General features: G+C 76.6%; 14 protein-coding genes. 7 read left to right on the top strand and 7 right to left on the bottom strand.

Going from position 1 to position 15,471, the window contains the following annotated elements; genetic code table 11:
* Window positions 1-56: 56 nt before the first annotated feature.
* From murI to LQU92_RS15165, 6 genes are read left to right on the top strand one after another with little or no spacing between them, the layout of a single operon-like run.
* Window positions 57-986 carry a glutamate racemase gene (gene murI / locus LQU92_RS10460; protein ID WP_101852080.1) on the top strand — a complete coding sequence of 310 codons (930 nt, stop codon included), beginning with the start codon at window positions 57-59 and terminating at the stop codon, window positions 984-986.
* Window positions 987-1,040: 54 nt separating this feature from the next.
* Entirely contained in the window at window positions 1,041-1,901 is an 861-nt protein-coding gene (locus LQU92_RS10455; RefSeq protein ID WP_230780542.1) for an MBL fold metallo-hydrolase, read from the top strand.
* Window positions 1,902-1,911: 10 nt separating this feature from the next.
* The gene (gene rph, locus LQU92_RS10450; RefSeq protein ID WP_230780539.1) at window positions 1,912-2,697 is read left to right on the top strand and encodes a ribonuclease PH; all 786 of its coding nucleotides are present in this window, start codon (window positions 1,912-1,914) and stop codon (window positions 2,695-2,697) included.
* Window positions 2,690-3,346 (top strand): RdgB/HAM1 family non-canonical purine NTP pyrophosphatase, encoded by a 657-nt coding sequence (rdgB, locus tag LQU92_RS10445; RefSeq protein ID WP_230780536.1) that lies wholly within the window; start codon window positions 2,690-2,692, stop codon window positions 3,344-3,346. Before rph ends, rdgB begins: the two co-directional genes overlap by 8 nt.
* Before the next feature lie 22 nt (window positions 3,347-3,368).
* Window positions 3,369-4,235, top strand: a complete 867-nt coding sequence (locus LQU92_RS10440; protein WP_230780533.1) for a phosphotransferase family protein — start codon at window positions 3,369-3,371, stop codon at window positions 4,233-4,235.
* Window positions 4,236-4,258: 23 nt separating this feature from the next.
* Entirely contained in the window at window positions 4,259-4,900 is a 642-nt protein-coding gene (locus LQU92_RS15165) for an exonuclease domain-containing protein (RefSeq protein ID WP_308071617.1), read from the top strand.
* Here LQU92_RS15165 and LQU92_RS10430 read toward each other — a convergent pair.
* A complete protein-coding gene (locus tag LQU92_RS10430) occupies window positions 4,869-5,924 on the bottom strand; it encodes an ADP-ribosylglycohydrolase family protein (protein WP_305067878.1) in 1,056 nt (351 codons plus the stop codon). The two genes, LQU92_RS15165 and LQU92_RS10430, sit on opposite strands and share 32 nt — an antisense overlap.
* Window positions 5,925-6,079: 155 nt before the next feature.
* Here LQU92_RS10430 and LQU92_RS10425 point away from each other — a divergent pair, with 155 nt between their 5' ends.
* Window positions 6,080-7,378 carry a hypothetical protein gene (locus LQU92_RS10425; protein ID WP_230780530.1) on the top strand — a complete coding sequence of 433 codons (1,299 nt, stop codon included), beginning with the start codon at window positions 6,080-6,082 and terminating at the stop codon, window positions 7,376-7,378.
* 98 nt (window positions 7,379-7,476) lie between these two features.
* On the opposite strand, the gene LQU92_RS10420 is transcribed toward LQU92_RS10425, so the two are convergent.
* From LQU92_RS10420 to LQU92_RS10395, 6 genes are all read right to left on the bottom strand, one after another.
* Window positions 7,477-8,148, bottom strand: coding sequence for an MBL fold metallo-hydrolase (locus LQU92_RS10420; protein ID WP_230780529.1), 672 nt, complete (start codon window positions 8,146-8,148; stop codon window positions 7,477-7,479).
* Entirely contained in the window at window positions 8,145-9,275 is a 1,131-nt protein-coding gene (locus LQU92_RS10415) for an S-(hydroxymethyl)mycothiol dehydrogenase (protein WP_230780526.1), read from the bottom strand. Before LQU92_RS10415 ends, LQU92_RS10420 begins: the two co-directional genes overlap by 4 nt.
* Before the next feature lie 148 nt (window positions 9,276-9,423).
* Window positions 9,424-10,251 (bottom strand): alpha/beta fold hydrolase, encoded by an 828-nt coding sequence (locus tag LQU92_RS10410; protein WP_230780522.1) that lies wholly within the window; start codon window positions 10,249-10,251, stop codon window positions 9,424-9,426.
* 14 nt (window positions 10,252-10,265) lie between these two features.
* The gene (locus LQU92_RS10405; RefSeq protein ID WP_230780519.1) at window positions 10,266-11,381 is read right to left on the bottom strand and encodes a YihY/virulence factor BrkB family protein; all 1,116 of its coding nucleotides are present in this window, start codon (window positions 11,379-11,381) and stop codon (window positions 10,266-10,268) included.
* A gap of 168 nt (window positions 11,382-11,549) precedes the next feature.
* Window positions 11,550-11,984: a MarR family winged helix-turn-helix transcriptional regulator gene (locus LQU92_RS10400; RefSeq protein WP_058859139.1), complete on the bottom strand. Its 435-nt coding sequence runs from the start codon at window positions 11,982-11,984 to the stop codon at window positions 11,550-11,552.
* Between the two features lie 326 nt (window positions 11,985-12,310).
* A complete protein-coding gene (locus LQU92_RS10395; RefSeq protein WP_230780516.1) occupies window positions 12,311-15,460 on the bottom strand; it encodes an efflux RND transporter permease subunit in 3,150 nt (1,049 codons plus the stop codon).
* Between the last annotated feature and the right edge of the window lie 11 nt (window positions 15,461-15,471).

Genomic DNA, 15,471 nt, shown 5'->3' with positions numbered 1-15,471 from the left:
CCGGTGCGCCGCGGGGTTTGGGCCGGGGGTCCGGGCGGGACTACCCTCTTGTCGATATGCAGGATGACGACGTCTCGGGGGCCGGCGCCCCCACCGCGGCCGGGCCCAACCCGGGCTCGCCCATCGGAGTGTTCGACTCGGGCGTCGGCGGGCTGACCGTCGCCCGCGCCATCATCGACCAGCTGCCCCACGAGCGGATCGTCTACGTGGGGGACACCGCCCACGGCCCGTACGGCCCCCTGCCCCTGGCGGAGGTGCGCGCCCACGCGCTGCGGATCATGGACGAGCTCGTCGACTCCGGGGTGAAGCTGCTCGTCATCGCCTGCAACACCGCCTCGGCCGCCGTGCTGCGCGACGCCCGCGAGCGCTACACGCGCGTCTACGGGATCCCGGTCGTGGAGGTGATCCAGCCCGCCGTGCGCCGGGCCGTGGCCTCCACCCGCAACGGGCGGATCGGGGTGATCGGGACGGAGGCCACCGTCGGCTCCCGCGCCTACGACGACACCTTCGCCGCGGCCCCCCACCTGCGGCTGCACTCCGTGGCCTGCCCCGCGTTCGTCGACTACGTCGAGGCCGGGGTGACGACCGGCCCCGAGCTGCTGGCCACCGCCCAGGGCTACCTCGACCCGCTGCGGGACGCGGAGGTGGACACCCTCGTGCTCGGCTGCACCCACTACCCGCTGCTGACCGGCGTGATCTCCTACGTGATGGGGGACGCGGTCACCCTCGTCTCCAGCGCCGAGGAGACCGCCAAGGACGTCTACCGGGCGCTCGTGGGCCACGGCCTCGAGCGCGAGCCCGGGCTGCCCGCCGAGCACGAGTTCCTCGCCACGGGCGACGCCGAGGCCTTCGAGGTCCTGGCCCGCCGGTTCCTGGGGCCCGAGGTCGCCCGGGTGCGGCACACCAGCTCCGTGGCCGAGCAGTACCCCACCGGCTCCCTGGCCCGGATCACCCCGGAGATGGCCGCCGGCCCGCACCGCCCCTGAGCCCCCGGCGGCAGCCGCCGCCCTCCCACCGGTCCCCTGGAAGGCACCCCGCCCATGAAACTGACGATCATCGGCTGCACCGGCTCCTTCGCCGGCCCGGACTCGCCGGCGTCCTGCTACCTGGTCAGCGGCGAGGACGCCGGGGGCCGGATCTGGCGGGTGCTGCTGGACATGGGCAACGGCGCCCTCGGGGTCCTGCAGCGCCACATCGACCTGCACCAGATCGACGCCGTGCTCGTCAGCCACCTGCACCCGGACCACTGCATCGACCTCGCCGGCCTGCACGTGGCCGTCAAGTGGGACCCGCGCGGGTGGGACGCCCCCCGGATCCCGCTGTGGGCCCCCGAGGGCGCCGACCGGTACCTGGCCTCCACCCACGGCCTGCCGGCCGACCCCGGCATGCACGGCGAGTTCGACTTCCACGCCTGGCGGCCCGAGCGGCCCGTGCGGATCGGGCCGTTCACCGTGACCCCCTACCTCGTGGAGCACCCGACCCCCGAGCCCTACGCCCTGCGCATCGACTACGACGGGGTCATGGGCCCGAGCACCCTGGCCTACTCCGGGGACACCGACGCGTGCGAGGGGCTCGTGCGGGCGGCGCGCGACGCCGACGTCTTCCTGTGCGAGGCCGCCTACCACGAGGGCCGCGACGACGCCCTGCGCGGCATCCACCTCACGGGCCGCCGTGCGGGGGAGGCCGCCCGGGACGCCGGGGCCCGGAAGCTGCTGCTGACGCACCTGCCGGTGTGGAACTCGCCGACCCGCGCCGTCGAGGAGGCCGAGGCCGTCTTCGCCGGGCCGATCGGGGTGGCCGAGCCCGCCTACACCTACCGCGTCGTCCGCCGCACCCCGCCCCGCACCGGACGCGCCGGCGGGGCCGCAGCGGCGGGCGCCGCCGGGCAGGGTGCGGGGTAAGGTGGGGGGCATGCAGAACCCCGCCGAGTCCGCCGCGCCGGAGCCCACGACCCCCGGGACGGCCAGGGCCGACGGCCGCACCCCCGACCAGCTGCGCCCCATCACGATCACCCGCGGCTGGTCCCAGCAGGCGGAGGGCTCCGCGCTCATCGAGTTCGGCAGCACCCGGGTGCTGTGCACCGCCTCCGTGACCGAGGGCGTCCCGCGCTGGCTCAAGGGCGAGGGCCGCGGCTGGGTGACCGCCGAGTACGCCATGCTCCCGCGCGCCACCTCCACCCGCTCGGCCCGCGAGTCCGTCAAGGGCCGGATCGGCGGGCGCACCCACGAGATCTCCCGGCTCATCGGCCGCTCCCTGCGCTCCGTGATCGACCTCACCGCCCTGGGCGAGAACACCGTGGTGCTGGACTGCGACGTCCTCCAGGCCGACGGCGGGACCCGCACCGCGGCGATCACCGGCGCCTACGTGGCTCTCGCCGAGGCCGTGGGCTGGGCGCAGGCCGAGGGGCTCGTGGCCCGCCGGGCCCGCCCGCTGACCGACACCGTCGCGGCCGTGTCGGTCGGGATCATCGACGGCGTGCCGATGCTGGACCTGCCCTACGTGGAGGACGTGCGCGCCGAGACCGACATGAACGTGGTCGTCACCGGCTCCGGCGACTTCGTCGAGGTGCAGGGCACCGCCGAGGGCGCCCCGTTCGACCGCGCCGAGCTCGACGCCCTGCTCGACCTGGCGCTCGCGGGGTGCGCCGAGCTCACCCAGATCCAGCAGCGCACCCTCCGGGAGGCCGGCGGTGCCTGAGCCCGACGGCGCCCGTGTGGTGCTGGCCACCCGCAACCCCGGAAAGCTCGCCGAGCTGCGGGCCCTGCTCGCCGAGGCGCTGCCCGGCGCCGACGTCGAGCGGCTCGTGGTCGACGCCGCGGCCGTGGGGGCCCCCGACGTGGTCGAGGACGGGGTCAGCTTCGAGGCCAACGCCCTGCTCAAGGCCCGCTCCGCGGCCGCCGCCTCCGGGCTGGTTGCCGTGGCCGACGACTCCGGGCTCGCCGTGGACGTCCTGGGCGGGGCGCCCGGGATCTTCTCCGCCCGCTGGGCGGGCGGCCACGGCGACGACGCCGCGAACCTGCGGCTGCTGCTGGACCAGCTCGCCGACGTGCCCGACGCCCACCGCGGGGCCGGGTTCGTCTGCGCGGCGGCGCTCGCGACCCCGGACGGTCACGAGCACGTCGAGCGGGGCGAGCTGCGCGGCACCCTGCTGCGCGAGCCCGTGGGCGAGCACGGCTTCGGCTACGACCCGGTGCTGCGCCCCGAGGGGGAGCAGCGCTCCCTCGCCCAGCTCGAGCAGGCCGAGAAGAACGCCATCAGCCACCGCGGGCGGGCCCTGCGGGCGCTGCTGCCCCACCTGCTGGCGGTCCTCGACCCCGTGCCGCGCGCCGCCGCGGACCCCGACTGAGCCCCGAGCCGAGACGATCCCGATGCCCTGGTCCTCCCTCCAGCACCTGCCGTTCGCCCGAGCGGTCGAGGCCGTCCTGGCGGAGGCGGGGATCACCGCCGACCGCGGGGACTGGGAGGTGCACGCGGGCGGCTCCGCCCACGTGGTCGTCAACGTCGGGCACGTGATCTCGGTGCGGATCGCCAAGAACCCCACCTCGTGCGCCCACGTCGAGCGGCGCACCGAGGTGCTGCGGCGCCTGCCGCGGTTCTCGTTCGCCACGCCCCGCCCGCTCACCGGGGTGGTGCGCTCCGACGGGTACACCGGTGTGGGCCTGACCTGGGTGCCCGGGGTGCCCCACCCGCCGGGGCACGTGGACCCCGCCGTCCTGCACCGGGTGCTCACCGAGCTCGCCGGGGTGGACGCCTCCGGCTTCGCCCGCCACCTCGACCGCCCCGGCCAGCACTGGGGCGGGCACCGGCGCCGGCACGTGCTCCTGGACGAGGTGATCCCGCGGCTGCTGCCCCGCAACCGGGACGCGGCCCGGCACGCCGTCGCCGAGCTGGCGGCCCTGCCGACCGTGGCCCCCACGCTGGTGCACGGGGACCTCATGGGCCACAACATGCTCTGGAACGGGACCGAGCTGACGGGCGTGATCGACTGGGACCACGCGTGCCTCTACGACCCGGCCCACGACGCCGCCTCGCTGGGGCTGTGGTACGGGTGGGACGCCCTGCGCGCGGCCGTGTCCGAGGGCGTCTACGAGCGCGCTCGCCTGCACGCCCGCACCTTCCCGCTGCAGGCGGTCGCCTACGCCCTGCACCACGACCTCGACACCGCCCAGGTCAACCAGGCCGTGGCCCGGGCCGACGACTGGATCGAGGCGAACCTGCGCGTGCCCTCCGCCTGAGGCGGGCCCAGTAGGCTGGTGCGGTGCCTTCCCCCACGACCGCCCCCGCCGCCGCGCCCGCCCGCACCGCGGGCGGACCGTCCTTCACCGCGATCGACTTCGAGACCGCCAACCGGTTCCCCGGCTCCCCGTGCGCGGTGGGCCTGGTCCGGGTGCGCGGCGGGGTCGTCGTCGAGGAGCGCTCCGCGTACATGCGCCCGCCCCGGACCCGCGACGGGTTCGACCCCGGCAACGTGCGCGTGCACGGGATCACCGCCCGCACCGTCGCCGGGCACCCCCGCTTCGAGCAGCTGTGGCCGCGGATCGAGGCGTGGATCCTCGCGGAGGACCCGGCGGAGCTGCTCGTGGCCCACAACGCCCGCTTCGACATGGGCGTGATCCGGGCCGCGTGCGCCGAGACGGGCACCCCGCACGCGCCGCTGTCCTACGCGTGCAGCCTGGCCCTGGCCCGGCGGGGCTACGAGCTGACCTCCTACGCCCTGCCCCGGGCGGCCGAGGCCGCGGGGGTCCCGCTGGGCCGTCACCACGACGCCCTCGAGGACGCCCGGGCCTGCGCGGGGGTCGTCGTGGACCTGGTCCGCCGGGCCGGGGCGGTCACGGTGGCCGAGGCGCTGTCGGGGGCCGGGCTGGCCGTCAGGCGGCTGGAGCCGCTCCCACGGTCCTGAGCCAGCGGCCGGCGAGGTCCTCGACGGCCTCCCGGGCGTCGAGCCGGGCGAGCAGGTCCGGGGGCAGCGCGGCCGTGCCGTGCGCGGCCGCGAGGACCGTCCCGGCCACCGCGCCCGCCGCGGACGGGGCGCCGGTGCGCGACGCGGCGGCCACGGCCCGGCGCCACGCGTCCTGCGGTCCGTCCGCCCGACGCTCCGCGTCCAGGGCCGCCCGCAGCCCGGCCGCCAGCACGGCCGGGGCCGCGTCGCCGTCCCCGGGCGGGGAACCGGCCGCGGTGGCCACCGCCTCGTCGAGCAGGCGGCGGGTCGTGCCCGCCGGGCGGGTCAGGTGCCCGGCCGTGGTCCGGGCGGCCTCCACCGCGGCGGCGACCGGGCGGGCGAGGCCCTCCTGCCGGGCGCGCACGGCGGCCTGGACCGCGAACGCGTGGACGGCGGCCGCGGACTGCTCCTCCGCTTCGCCGTGGGTGAGCGCGGCGCCGTCGACGGCCAGCTGCGCCAGCGTGCGCCACCCCACGTGGGGCAGCAGACCGAGCGGCGCCGAGCGGGGCACGCTGCCCGCGTCCCCGGCCCCGGGCAGCACGGGCCGGCGCACCTCGCCCATCCGCCCCGTGCGCAGCGCGGCCAGGGCCGTGGTGGCCGTGTCCCGGCGCTCCAGGAGCACCGGGTGGTCCTCGAGGGGCCGGGCCGGCGGCTGCGGTGCCTCGGCGGGAAGGGCCCCGTCCTGGCCGCGCAGCCAGCGCAGGTAGGACAGCCACAGGCAGGCCGTGCCGTCGGCCGCGAGGCCGTCGGCGGCCCACTCGAGCACCTCCAGCAGGCCGTCGAGGGTGCCCAGGGTCAGCTGGGTGGTGGAGGAGATCCGCAGCTGCCCGGCGTCGTCGGCGCTCCCGGCGGGGGCCGCCGGGCGGACCGCGGCGCCGAGGGCATCGCCGAGGGCTCCGCCGAGCAGGGCGGCGCGCACGGAGTCGGCGTAGCCGGGGTGCATCGGGTCCGGGCCGGCGTCGGGCTGCAGCAGAGGTGCGGACATGCCGCCAGTCTAGGCCGCGTCCGCGCCAGCGCCGCCGGGCGGGCGCCGCACCCCCCCCGCGCCCGCCCGTGCGTCGCATCGTGACGGGCCCGGCCGCCGGCGCGGTCTACCCTGGGTACCGCGTCCCACCCCACCCGAGGACCCGGAGGAGGCCCGTGCCCAGCACGTCCGCGCCCCAGCTGCTCGGGCGGCTCTCCACCGCCGCCCGCAGCCCGCTCGCCGACTCCCGGCGGCTGGCCGCTGCCGGCGGCGCCCTGTACCCGGTGCTGACCCTGCTCGTGCGCCTGCCCCAGACCATGGTCCCGCTGGGCGTGCTCACCACGGTCGCGCTGGCCTCCGGATCCCCGGCGCTGGGCGCGCTGTGCGCCGCGGCCGTGACGGTCGGCTCGGCCCTGTGCGGGCTGGCCATGGGGGCGGCGGCGACCTGGCGGCGGCGCTGGCCCGGGCTGCTGCTGGTCGGGGTGCTCAACCCCCTCGCGGTCTGGTGGCTGCTGCGCGTGCTGGACGCCCAGGGCGCGGAGCCGGCCGCGCTCCTCCCGGCGTGCCTGCTCACCGGCCTCGTGCTGCCCCAGATGGGGGTGGTGTGCCGGCTGCGCTGGCAGTCCCTCCTGGCGGGCTCCGACCGGGGGGACCTGCTGGAGCCATCCCAGCGGCACGAGAGCGTGATGGACGCCGTGGGCACGGTCCTGGCCGCCGGGCTCGCGGGGCTGCTCGCGGAGCGCCTGGGCCCGGCCGCGGTGCTGGCCGTGGCCGCGGCGCTCACCGTGGTCTCCGTCGCGGTGCTGCTGATGCACCCCTCCGCGCGGCTGCCGCCCGTCCTGGTCCCGTGGGCCCCGGGCACACCGCCCGCACCGACGCACGCCGCGCGGCAGCGCCGCCGCCGGCAGAGCGAGCTGCGGCTGCTGCCCGTCGTGGGGGCGGTGGGCCTGGGCGCGCTGGTGGGGTCGGTGCTGGGCGCCGTCGTCGTCTTCGCGTCCTCGGTGGACGCCGTCGTGTCCGTGAGCTGGCTGTACGCGGTCGCGGGGCTGACCTCGGCGGCGGCGGCCGTGCTGGCCTCCGCGCCGGTGGGCGCGGGACGGCTGCGCAACCGGTGGGTGGTCACCGCCGCGGCCTCCGTGCTGGCCGCGATGCTGCTCTCCGTCCCGGACGACGCCGCCGGGATGGTGCTCGTGCTCGCCCTGGTGGGGCCGACGGTCGGCCCCGTCCTCGTGGCCGTCCACGGCATCGCGGACCGGGCCGCGCAGCGGCCGCGGGCCACGGTGCTCACGACGGTGACGACCTCGGCGATGAGCGTGGGGATCGCCGCCGGACTCGTGCTCTCGGCCTGGTCGGGGGAGCAGTGGGGCTACCGCACGGCCGCCCTGTGGCCCGTGCTCTCCGCCTCGGTCGTGCTCGCCGCCGCCCTGCGCTACGTGCACCGGTGGCAGCGCACCGCCCCCGGGGCGGGGCGCTGACCGGACCCGGCCGGCAGCGCGCGGGACACGGCGACGCCCCCGAGGCGACCGGGTGGGCCGGCTCCCTCGGGGGGCGTCGCCGCGGTGGTGCCGGCGGCTCAGTGGCCGCGGTCGATCCACTCCTGCAGGTGCGGGGCCTCGGCCCCGATCGTGGTGGTCTCCCCGTGGCCCGTGAGCACCTCGGCGCCCTCGGGCAGCACCAGCAGCTTCTCCCGGATCGAGTCGATGATTGTGGGGAAGTCGCTGTAGGACCGGCCCGTGGCCCCGGGCCCGCCGGCGAAGAGGGTGTCCCCGGAGAACAGGATCCCGTGCTCGCCCAGGTCCGCGGCCCAGAAGCACACCGAGCCGGGGGAGTGGCCGGGGGTGTGCAGCACGGTCAGGGCCGTGCCGGCGGCCTGGATCCGCTGCCCGTCGGCGAGCTCGCGGTCGAAGCCGGTCTCGGGGTAGACCTGCTGCCACAGCACGGTGTCGGCCGGGTGCAGGTGCACCGGGGCGCCGACCTGGCCGGCGACCTCGCGCACGGCGCGGATGTGGTCGTCGTGGGCGTGGGTGAGCAGGATCGCGGTGACCTCCCGCCCGCCCACGGCCTCCACGACCGCGGCCGGGTCGTGGGCGGGGTCGACGACCACGACCTGCTCGTCGTCGCCGATCAGCCAGACGTTGTTGTCGACCTCCCAGGTGCCCCCGTCCAGGGAGAACGTCCCGGAGGTGACCAGGTGCTCCACGCGCACCCGCCCGCCGTCGCCGCCGCGCAGCGGCTCGGCGCTCATCGGGCGGCCCCCGTGGACGCGGCGCCGGGGGCGGGGGCGATCTCGACGACGGAGCGCAGGACCTTCCCGGCGAGCATCTTCGCGAAGGCGGGCTCGACGTCCTCGAGCCCGATCCGCTCGGAGACGAAGCCGTCGAGGTCCAGCCGGCCCAGCCGGTACTGGTCCACGAGCATGGGGAAGTCCCGCGAGGGCAGGGTGTCGCCGTACCAGGCGGACTTGATGGCCCCGCCGCGGCCGAAGACCTGGTCCAGCGGGGCCTCCCAGGTGGTGCCCGGGGCCGGGACCCCGACCAGGACCAGGCGCCCGGCCAGGTCGCGGGCCTCGAAGGCCTGGGCGAAGGTGGGGGCGATCCCCACCGCGTCGACCACGACGTCGGCGCCGTGCCCGCCGGTGAGCTCGCGGATCGCGGCCACCGGGTCGGTGTCCTTCGAGTTGACGGTGTGGGTGGCGCCGAACCGCCGGGCGGTGGCGAGCTTGTCGTCGTCGAGGTCCACGGCGACGATCGTGGTGGCCCCGGCCAGGGCGGCCCCGGCCACGGCGGCGGTGCCGACCCCGCCGCAGCCGATCACGGCCACGGACTCCCCGCGCCGGAGGGCCCCGGTGTTGAGGACCGCGCCGATGCCGGCCATGACCCCGCAGCCGAGCAGGCCCACGGCCGCGTACTGCTCCGGGGCCAGCTCGGCCTCGATCTTCGTGCACTGCCCGGCGGCCACCAGGGTCTTCTCGGCGAAGGCGCCGATGCCCAGGGCGGGGGTCAGCTCGGTGCCGTCCTCGAGGGTCATCTTCTGGGTGGCATTGTGGGTGTCGAAGCAGTACCAGGGCTCGCCCTTGCGGCAGGCCCGGCACTGCCCGCACACCGCCCGCCAGTTCAGGATCACGGTGTCGCCGGGGGCGAGGTCGGTCACCCCCTCGCCGACGGCGGAGACGACCCCGGTGGCCTCGTGGCCGAGCAGGAACGGGAAGTCGTCGCCCACGGCACCGACCTGGTAGTGGTGGTCGGTCTGGCACACCCCGCAGGTGATGACGTCGACCAGGGCCTCCCCGGGCCCCGGGTCGGGGACCAGGATCGTCTCGACCACGGCCGGTTCGTTCTTCGCCTTCACGACGACGGCTCTGACCTCGTGCACGGGAAACCCCTTCCGTTGAGCTTCTTCGGTGGCGGCCGCCGGTGGGCCGGCGGCCGTGCCCGGCCCGCGGGCCCGGCTCCGGGGCCAGTCTAGGCATGCCCGCAGGGCGCCCCGGGCCCGGCCGGGCGGGCGGCGCGGCGGGCGGTGCTCAGGAGCCGGGGCCGCGGGCGAAGAAGGCCGCGGCCGCGCGGCGGGCCGCCCCGGCCGTGAGGACGTCCACGTGCCCGCGCCCCGGCACGAGGAGCACCTCGGTGGGGGCCCCGCTCGTGCGGCGCAGCCGCGCCAGGGCCTGCGGGTCCGCCCACGGGTCGGTCCCACCGGCCAGCAGCAGCGCCGGCTGCGGCGGCACGGCGGCGGCCGGGTCGAAGGGCTCGGCGCCCACGGCCCCGGCCAGCGCCGCCCACCGGGAGGCGGCGGAGGGGTCGGGGGCCGTGTGCAGCAGGAGGGCGGCCAGGGCGGCGGCGGAGTCCGGGGCGTGCGCCGGCCCGCCCGCACGCCCGGGCGCGTGCTCGGGGACGGCGGCACGCCCGGGACCGGCCGCCGCGGGGGTGTCCGCGGGTCCGCCCCGGCCGGGCGGAGGGGCCCGGAGGGCGTCGGCGAGCGCCGGCAGGCGGTCGCGCACGCCCAGGCCGCCGAGCACGAGCGGGCCGACCGCGGGGGAGGCGGCGGCCGCCGCCCAGACGAGCTGGGCGCCCAGGGAGTAGCCGGCGAGGGGCACCGGTGCGCCCTGCGCGCGGGCGAGCGGCTCCACGAGGCGGACCAGCTCGGCCACGAGCCCCGAGCGCGTGGTGCCGGGGACGGGGCCGGGGGCGGCGCCGTGGCCGGGCAGGTCGGGGCCCAGGGGCCGCAGGCCGGCCCGCTCCAGCTCCCGCACCCAGCCGGTGCGCGCCCAGCCCGCACGCGCGGCGGCGGCGAGGCCGTGGACGAGGACCACGGGCCGGCCGCCGCCGCCCTCGCCGAGCTCGAGCAGCTCCACGCGGGGCGCCGGGCTCAGGAGGTGCGGTCCGCCCGGGCGTCGTCGTGGTCGTCCCCGCCGCCGGAGTAGTCCAGGTGCTCGTGGCGCAGGCGCAGCTTCCGGCCCTGGTCGACGAGCTTCTCGGTCCTCTCCTCCAGCTTGTCGATCTGGCGGGTGTCGCGCGGCGGGAGCTGGATGGACTCCTCGGCGCGCAGCCCGCCCTGCAGCTCCCGGCCGCGCTCGAGCTCGGCGTCGATCTCCGCCCCGAGCAGCAGCACGTTGTTCATGATCCACAGCCCGAGCAGCAGCACGATCACCGAGCCGATGATGCCGTAGGTGGCGTTGTAGGAGGCGAAGTTGCTGACGTACCAGGCGAAGCCGAGGCCGGCCACGGCCATCACGACGAGCGCGATGATCGAGCCGAGGCTGATCCAGCGGAACTTGGGCTGCTGGACGTTGGGCGTGAAGTAGTACAGGACGGCGATGAGCACGACGGCCAGGGCGACGACGACGGGCCACTTGGCGATGTTCCACACGGTCACCGCGGTGCTGCCGAGGCCGATGAGGTCCCCGACGATGCGGGCGAGGTCGCCAGAGACGACGACCATGACCATGATCAGGGCGACGATGACGACCAGCATCAGGGTCACGAGCACGTTCATGGGCCGCAGCTTCCAGATCGGCCGGCCCTCCTCGACCTCGTAGATGCGGTTCATGGCCCGGCCGAAGGCGCCCGTGTAGCCGGAGGCCGTCCACAGCGCACCGAGGATGCCCGTGAACAGGGCGAGCCCGGCGCCGGTGCTCGTGGTGAGGTTGGCGATCGGCCCCTCGAGGAGGGTCACCAGCTCGGCGGGGGCGTACTGGTCGAGGAAGTCGGTGATGGCCTGCGCGGTCGCCTCGCCCTGGCCGAAGACGCCCAGCAGGGACACGAGGGCGAGCAGCGCCGGGAAGAGGGAGAGGACGGCGAAGTAGGTCAGCGACGCCGCGAGGTCGGTGCAGTCGTCCTTCGAGAACTCCGCGACGGAGCGCTTGAGCACGTACCCCCACGAGGGCTTGCTGATCTCCGTGATGCTGTCGGGCTTGCGGTCGCTCTCCGGGTGCGGTGCGGTGCGCTCCTTGGAGCGGGTGTCCTGGTCGGTGTCCTGGCTCATCGGTCGTCCTTCGGGTCGGCCGGCGGGCCGGGTGCGGCCGGCGCCGCCGGGGGGAACGTGCGGGCGAACTCTCAGGCATCAGTGTACTGATGGAATGCGCCGGCCGGGGACGCCGGCCCGGGACGACCACCGGGCGGCGGGGGAGCGGCCCCGTGCGGGCCGGGCGGCTCAGAGCTCGCCGACGGCCTCGCGGAGCCGGTCGGCCAGTCGGGTGAGGATCTTCAGCTCGTCGGCGTCGAGGCCGGCGGACATCAGCTCGTGGACGTGCCGGCGGAACTGCTCGGCGATCTGGCCCTGCATCGCCCGGCCGCGGTCGGTGAGCCGGATCCGCAGCCCGCGCAGGTCCTGCGGGTCCTGCCAGCGGTGCACGAGGCCCTTGAGCTCGAGCCGCTCCAGCATGCGGCTGAGGCTCGACTGGGTGAGCAGCACGTACTCGTTGAGCTCGTTCAGCCGCATCCCCGCCTCGTCGGCGCGGGAGAGGTTGAAGAGCACGTCGTACTCGCGGGCGGAGAGCTCCGCGAACTCGGGGTGTCGCTGCAGACGCCGCATCACCGCCACCTGGGCCCTGTAGAGGGCCTCCCAGGCGTCGGCGCTGATCTGCACTCGATCTGTCTCTCTGCGGGGCACACTCACATGCTACGGGTGCGTTTCATGGACGTGTTCGCCCCCGGTGTCCCCCCTTCGGGGGCCCCTCCCGGCCCGTGCGCCGGTGCCCGGCGGGCACCGGGGGCCGGATCCCGGGGTGACCAGGAGCGACACCGCCGCGGGGGCCGCGGGCCGGCCGGGGGGGACGGTGGTCACGTCCACGAAAGAGCGCACGGAGCGCCGGCCTTCCCTCCTGCGCCCCGGCCCGGACCGGAGGCCCCGACGGCGGCGCCGGACGGGGCGACCCCCGACGGCGGCGCCGGACCGGCGCGGTGTGCGGGGGCTCAGCGGCCCTGCCGGGCGGCGGCCAGCCGGGTGATGCGCTCCTCGCGGCGGGCGGCCCGGCGCTGCTTGCCGGCCTCCACGAGGCGGTAGAGCACGGGCACGAGCACGAGGGTCAGCAGCGTCGAGGAGACGAGCCCGCCGATCACGACGACGGCGAGGGGCTGGGAGATGAAGCTGCCCCGGCCGGTGAGCCCGAGCGCCATGGGGATCATGGCCAGGACGGTCGCCAGGGCGGTCATCACGATCGGGCGCAGGCGCCGGGCGGCGCCCTTCTCGATCGCCTCCTCGAGGCCCATCCCGTGCTCCGGGCCGCGGTACCGGTTGATGAGGTCGATGAGCACGACCGCGTTGGTCACCACGATGCCCACGAGCATGAGCACGCCCACGAGCGAGGCCAGGCCCAGGGGCACCCCGGTGGCCAGCAGCGCCAGGACGGCGCCGGTGGCCGCGAAGGGGATGGACACGAGCAGGATCAGGGGCTGGACCAGCGACTTGAACGCGGCCACGAGCACCACGTAGACGATGGCGACGGCGGCGAGCACGGCCAGGCCGAGCTGGCGGAACGTGGTCTCCTGCTCGGAGGCGGCCCCGCCGAGCTCCGCGGCGGCCCCCTCGGGCAGCCGCGCGCCGGCGAGGGCCTCCGCCACGGCGGCGCTCGTCGCGCCGAGGTCGTCGCCGGCGGGGGTGACGGACACGGTGGCGGTGCGCCGGTCGCCGCTCGAGGTGATCTCCTCCACGGAGAGGACCTCCTCGACGTCGGCCACCTCCTCGAGCGGGACGGCGCCGCCGCCGGCGGGCACGGGCAGGCGCCGCAGCTCTGCCACGTCCTCGACGTCGCGGCCCTCCCCGACGGTCACGGGCACGGTGTCCGCGTCCAGCTCGACCGAACCGGCGGGCAGGGGGTTGACGGTGCCGGCCAGCGCGCCGGTGACCTGCTCCTCGCTCAGCCCGCGCGCGGCGGCGGCCGCGCGGTCGACGGTGACGACCACGGTGGGCTGGGTCGCGGCCAGGTTGGAGGAGACCTGGGCGGCGGCGTCCACGCCCTGCACGGCCTCGACCACGGCCCGGTCGGCGGCCTCGAGGCCCGCGCGGTCGGGCGCCGTGACCTCGATCTCCACGTCGCTGCTCGTGAAGCCCTGGGCCCCGCGCACGGTGAACTCCCCGGCGCCCTCGAGGGCCGCCAGCCGCTCGCCCACGGTGCGGCGCAGCTGCTCCTGGTCGCGCTCGGCGTCGGTGGTGATCGAGTACGTGGCGGAGTTCGGGCCGCCGCCGGGCAGGAAGGCGGAGAGCCCGCCGCCGGTGCCCATCGTGACCTGGACGTCCTCGATCCCCGCCGTGTCCGCGAGCACCTGCTCGGCGCGGGCGGCCTGCTCGGAGGTGACCTCCAGCGCCGTACCGGCGGGCAGGTCCTGGTCGACCGTCATGGTGTTCTGGCCGGTGTCGCCGAGGAGGTTGGTGGGCAGCACCGGGAGCAGGGCCGCGGTGCCGGCCAGCAGCAGCACGGAGACCGCGAGCGTGGCCCACGGCCGGCGCTGGGTGGCCCGCAGCACCGGCAGGTAGCCGCGGGCCAGGCGGGTGGGGGCCTCGGCCGTGCTCCCGGCCCAGGGGGCGGGTCGGGGGACGGCGCGGCGGCGGGCCAGCCGGGGGTCGCGCAGGAACCAGTAGGCGAGCACGGGCACGATCGTCAGGGAGACGACGAGGGAGGACAGCAGCGCGATGGTCGTGGTCAGGGCGAACGGGCGGAAGAGCTCCCCGGTGACGTCGCCCACGAACGCGATGGGGACGAACACGGCCACGGTGATCAGCGTCGAGGCGGTGATCGCCCCGGCGACCTCCCGCACCGCGGTCAGGATCGCCGCCCGCTTCGCCCCGGCCCCGGCCGTGAGGTCCACGAGGCCGTAGTGGCGCTTGATGTTCTCGATCACCACGATCGAGTCGTCCACGACGCGCCCGACCGACAGGGTGATCGCGGCGAGGGTCAGCAGGTTGAGGGAGTAGCCCAGCGCACCGATCCCGATGAACGTCGCGAGCAGGGACAGGGGGATCGACACGGCGGTGACGAGGGTCGAGCGCAGCGACGCGAGGAAGACCAGGATGACGAGCACGGCGAAGCCCAGGCCGAGCAGGCCCTCGACCGTCAGGTCGTGGATGGACTGCTCGATGTAGGGCGCCTGGTCGAAGACCACGGTGATTCGCGCGCCCGCCCCGAGCTGCTCCTCCAGCCGCGGGATCATCTCCCGCACCGCGCGGGAGATCGTCACCGTGTCCCCGTCCGGGGTCTTGGTCACGGAGATCGCGAGGGTGGGGGCGCCGTTGGTGCGGGTGATCGAGGTCGCCTCGCGGTCCTCGAGGCGGACCTCGGCCACCGCGCCGACGGTCGCCGGGGCGGCGTCCTGCGGGGCCTCCGGCGAGCGCGGCAGCGGCACCGCCGCCACCGCATCGAGGGAGTCCAGGGGCGAGCCGGCCTGTACGGGGACGCTCGTGCGACCGTCCTCGACCGTGCCCACCGGCACCAGCCCGCCGCTCTCCTCGAGGGCGGTGCGGATGTCCGCGGGCCCGGCGCCGGCGCGGGCCAGCGCGGCCGGGTCCGGCAGGATCGAGACGACCTGCTCCGGGGCGCCGCTGACCTCCGCCGAGCGCACGCCCTCGATCTCCTGCAGGTCCGGGACGGTGAGCCGCTCGAGGTCGGCGCCCAGGGCGCTGAGGCCCTCGTCGGAGGCGACGGCGAGGTAGACGATCGGCAGGTCCGCGACGGACCCGGCGAACGCGGTCGGCTCGACGTCCTCGGGCAGCTGCGGCCGGACGTTGGCGATGGCCCGCTCGACCTGGTTGCGGGCCCGGTCCAGGTCGGTGCCGTACTCGAAGCCGAGCCGGAGGCTCGAGAGCCCGCCGCGGGAGGTCGAGCTCGAGCTCTCCAGCCCCTCGACGATGCTCAGGGCGCGCTCGAGCGGGCGGCCCACCTGCTCGTCGACGACCTCGGCGGAGGCGCCGGGCATGGCGGCCACCACGCTGATCGCGGGGATCTCGAGGGAGGGGATCAGCTCCTGCTTCATGGACCGCAGGCTGAGCACCCCGAAGAGGGCGACGAACAGCGTGATGAGCACGATCAGGGCGCGGTTGGCCATGGACGTGCGGGCGAGCTGGAACACGCGGGCTCCTC

Origin of the sequence: Kocuria sp. LUK (assembly GCF_021012935.1) — a bacterium.
GTDB classification, from domain to species: Bacteria; Actinomycetota; Actinomycetes; order Actinomycetales; family Micrococcaceae; genus Kocuria; species Kocuria flava.
This window is presented reverse-complemented; position numbering and strand designations above follow the sequence as displayed.